This is a genomic window from Richelia intracellularis HH01 (genome assembly GCF_000350105.1).
Lineage (GTDB): Bacteria > Cyanobacteriota > Cyanobacteriia > Cyanobacteriales > Nostocaceae > Richelia > Richelia intracellularis.
Genome location: NZ_CAIY01000045.1, coordinates 1 through 4,261, shown reverse-complemented (window position 1 = coordinate 4,261; position 4,261 = coordinate 1). Strand labels below are relative to the sequence as shown.

Annotated in this window: 1 protein-coding gene and 1 pseudogene; both read right to left on the bottom strand. The window is 27.7% G+C overall.

Annotation, left to right across the window (positions count from 1 at the left end):
* Positions 1-1,160: 1,160 nt before the first annotated feature.
* A complete protein-coding gene (locus RINTHH_RS06120; protein WP_008234260.1) occupies positions 1,161-2,300 on the bottom strand; it encodes a glycosyltransferase family 4 protein in 1,140 nt (379 codons plus the stop codon).
* A gap of 88 nt (positions 2,301-2,388) precedes the next feature.
* Positions 2,389-3,574: pseudogene (locus RINTHH_RS06115) on the bottom strand (glycosyltransferase family 4 protein).
* Between the last annotated feature and the right edge of the window lie 687 nt (positions 3,575-4,261).

Sequence of the window (4,261 nt, the reverse complement as noted above, 5' to 3'; positions counted from 1 at the left end):
ATACCGACTGTAATTATTCTTTGACAAGAAAAAATAGGTATACTAATTTTATTAAATTAGCTACAAATACTAAAAAAGCAAAATCATATTATGGTTATACTGAAAAGAGAAAAAACTAATATTAGTGAATAAATACTAATAGAAAGTTTATAAAAGCTACTAGCTATTTTGTACTTATACTTAATCACCAAGTATAAATCCTATATATTCCATATATTTCACTGATGGAGTTTTTAACTATAAGAAATCATGAATAACTAGTACTTCTATAAAATTGAGAGAAAGCCTTGATTATATTTATAATCATCTTAAATTAACTTTTCTATTTAAGTGTATCTTTAATTATTCTACTTAAACTATATTCGGAAATAAAGTATTAATTATATAGGCAAGCTATAGCTGCCCTACATTTTTCTGACTCAATGAATAAGTACTTTTAGAATAAATATATAAATTCCTTATATATTTAATTTGCATTTTGGAAACTGTTTAACTCTGGCTTGGCGCGTGGTAATTATTTTTTCTATTACTATATATATAGTAATTATTGCTTGATTCTTTTTCTAGCGATAAGATATACATATGATACTTGCATAAGTACTACTAAGAATAGTATCATTAATTTCACTATTTTATTTGACTGTAATAATTATTCTATTATGTATTTCGAATTACTTAATTATTTTTAATTCCCATTACTTTTATTCCTCTTATAAACTGTTTATACTAATTATCTTTATATCTAGAAACCTAAATTCTAACAGCAGATATAAAATAATATCATGAATTTGTTTATAAATTAACAAGCTCATTATTCTTGTGCACAATATTTTAACTATTTTATGTATTATCATAATATATAGTGAATTATATTACCATTATTTTAAGTATAAATATTATTAGTCTTGAATCTACGCTTCTAATAGTATTTATTTGCAATTAAATATGTCTATAGAATACTAGTACAATTACAATATATATAGTTGTATAGCATATAATTGCTAATACTAGGTTGAAAGTTAATATTATTTTTTTATTATAAAGTTATTCTGAGAATAGAGAATTGCCAATATGAATATAGCAATATGTTAATGAGTATTATATATTTTATTTTCTGTTATTTATATTCAGTGAACTTACTTTTATAATTGATTATTTTATCATAGTATTTGACAAATTAGTTGATGGATCTGTTGATTAGTTTGTTTGATATTAAAGTTTTGGCTAGCAATAGTTTTTGCTTGATTTCCAATTACTTTAATGCTTTCTTGATTATGATAGCAATCAGTTAATATATATGCTAGCTCTTCCGCATTTCCAGGAGTAACTAGAAGACCATTTTTTCCATTTTCGACTAATTCTATTGCACCTCCTGCTTTAGAAGCAATGACTGTTTTCCCGCATAACATTGCTTCAACAATTACTCTTCCAAATGGTTCAGGAGCAATAGAAGTATGAGCAATCAAGTTACAAGCTGTCATTAACTGAGGAATATTATGGCGAAAACCAAGAAATCTAACCCGATTTTCTAAGCCTAATTCTACAACTTGCCGGTGTAACTTTTGTAGATATTTATGTTCGCCAAATAAGGCATCACCTACTAGCAAAGCTATAATATGCGGAGGGCACTTAGCTAGAGCAGAGATTAATATATGTTGTCCTTTCCATGGTGCAATTCTACTAAAATGTCCAATAACAAATTTATCTTGTATTTCTAATTCTTGCCTAGCTTTTTGAATTAAATTACTACCAATCTGATATTGTTTTATATCAAAACCATTATAAACTACTTTGACAAGATTTTGGTTTCCTCCTGCGGCAAAAAAGGCATTTTTACTAGCCTGAGAATTAGCAATAATTAAGGATGCAAAACGGTTGGCAAGAATGACAGCAATCTTTATATTAGTTTTACTAAAATGGGTGAGTGAAAGAATATCATGTAGATGATAAACTAGGGGTCTGAGGGTAAAAAAGCTTGTAATTGCACCAATAACTAATGCTTTCTGGGTATTGGCATAAATTAAATCATATTTTCTAGCAATGGGTATAATTTTAGTTATTATAGGAATAATTTTGGTCAAGCTAATTATTCCTTGAAATAAATTACTTCGCTTACTAGTTTTGATAGTTTGTTTGGTAATAACTTTTACAGGTATGTTTGACTGATGAAGAATATGTGTAAATTCTCCATCAGTTAATAGGGCAACAAGACAGTTATTTTGATATGTCTTAGCAATATCTAGTAAACATAATTCTGCACCTCCAAGTTTACCACTTTGATCTAGGAATAATATTTTCATAATTATATGAATAAGATAAAAAAGTATTGTTTCTTACATGGATATCCAGAGATAAAGAGTTCAGAAATTAAATCAATACTAACCTCAATTAATCACTCAAAATTACTTTGCGCACTTGTTTAGCTATTTTACACCAGTCAAATTTATCTACTGCATACTGACGACAAGATTTTCTCGAGGGTATGGAGATTTCTCCCAGGAAGATTTGTAGAAGTTTGTTAGCAATATCTTTGGCTGTACTAGAAGCAGTAATTAAGTCAGGAGAAAATGATTTTAAAATTTCTGGCATTCCCCCAATAGGAGTACAAATGACTGGTGTTCCGCAAGCTAAAGATTCAAGAATTGCTAAACAAAACCCCTCAAAAGATTGACTGGGAAAAATTGTGAAATCAGCCGCCTGATATGCTAATGATAGTTGGTTATCTGGTAGAAAACCAAGAAATTTGACGTTATGATTTAAGCCTAATTCCAGAACTTGTTTTTGTAGTGCCGATTTTAAATTACCACTTCCAGCCACTCCCAACCAAATTTCAGGTACTTTTGGTTTAATTATTGCCAGTGCAGTTAATAACTTGTCTACTCCGACTCTATATATTAGACGTCGAGAAGTAAAAAGGATTGGTCTATCTAAATACCATCCTAATTTCTCTCTAGCTTGTAATCGGGATAAGTCAGGTTGGAATTTATCAATATTGACACCACCAGGAATTACATGAATTTTATCTTTCTGTATTTGATACTTTTGATGCAAAATATTACTAAATGCTTGGCTGAGAACAATAAAACGATTACAGCGTTGATAAACCCTTTTTTCTACTAAAATTTTCTTGATATATATGCTAATTTTACTGCCACCCTCAGTATAACTTTCATATGCCCAAGGTCCATGAAAGTTAAATGTAATAGGTATTTCTTTAGGTAATAAGTCTAAAATAGGGAAACTATAAAGGGCAAAATGCAAATTAATTGCATCCACATTACCTAGGTTGATTTTTTAAAGTTTTACGTACAGAATATAATCTGTGCAGAGTTGATAAATTTGATTGACATAAATTAGTAAGTCTAAATTTATTATTAATACTTATATTTGGTAAGTCTATTCCACATAGATTTATTTGATCTTGATTATTTACTAATTGTTGGGTCAATTCATATATATATCTTTCTAATCCTCCTGCTATATTGGGAAACCAACCTAATCCTAAGAATAATATTGATGCTGGTGATAATTGTCGTTGCTGATTTTTGAAACTAGTATTGAATATTGCTGCCATCTCATCAGAAATAATTACTTTTATATTCTAATAATTGCTATTTTTATAGCAATTATCTCTATCTGTTAATATAAGTGCCAGATTTTCCTATTAAATCAGATTTTTTTCTCGGCTAATGTATTTATTTTGACTATCTTAAACTCTCAAGTTAATTCGTGAATAAGATCATCAATTAAATTTAACATTAATGTCTGGATAAAGATAATATTTATTTTTGATAAAGTTTTGGTAAATTGTAATCTTTGCTGGGTATGTCAACTATCATAAAAGTGAACAATGAAACCTAATCATCTTTTATATGATATTAGCAAGAATTCAATCATGATTAAAAAATGATCTATTCCGGTAATTATAATAGATGTTTTATGGGAACAAATATATCCCTATGAATAGAGAGTAAGACATTAAATTAGTTAAACATAGAAAATAAATATTGAGCAAGAAGAATGCATAGACTAGTAATGATTAGAGCAATATAAATAAGAAAAATAATTAAGCTTAAATTTATCAAGGTTTAAGCAGCTAAAACAGTGTAATAGTATACACTGAATATTTAGATTTTCTTTAATAGAACATAAATATAATAACGGTAAAGTAAAATATTTCCATAAAAAACACCAAAGTTAGAGTTAAAAATTAGTCCTAATAAGATATTTACAACCAATTGAAATGAAAATATTATTAGCT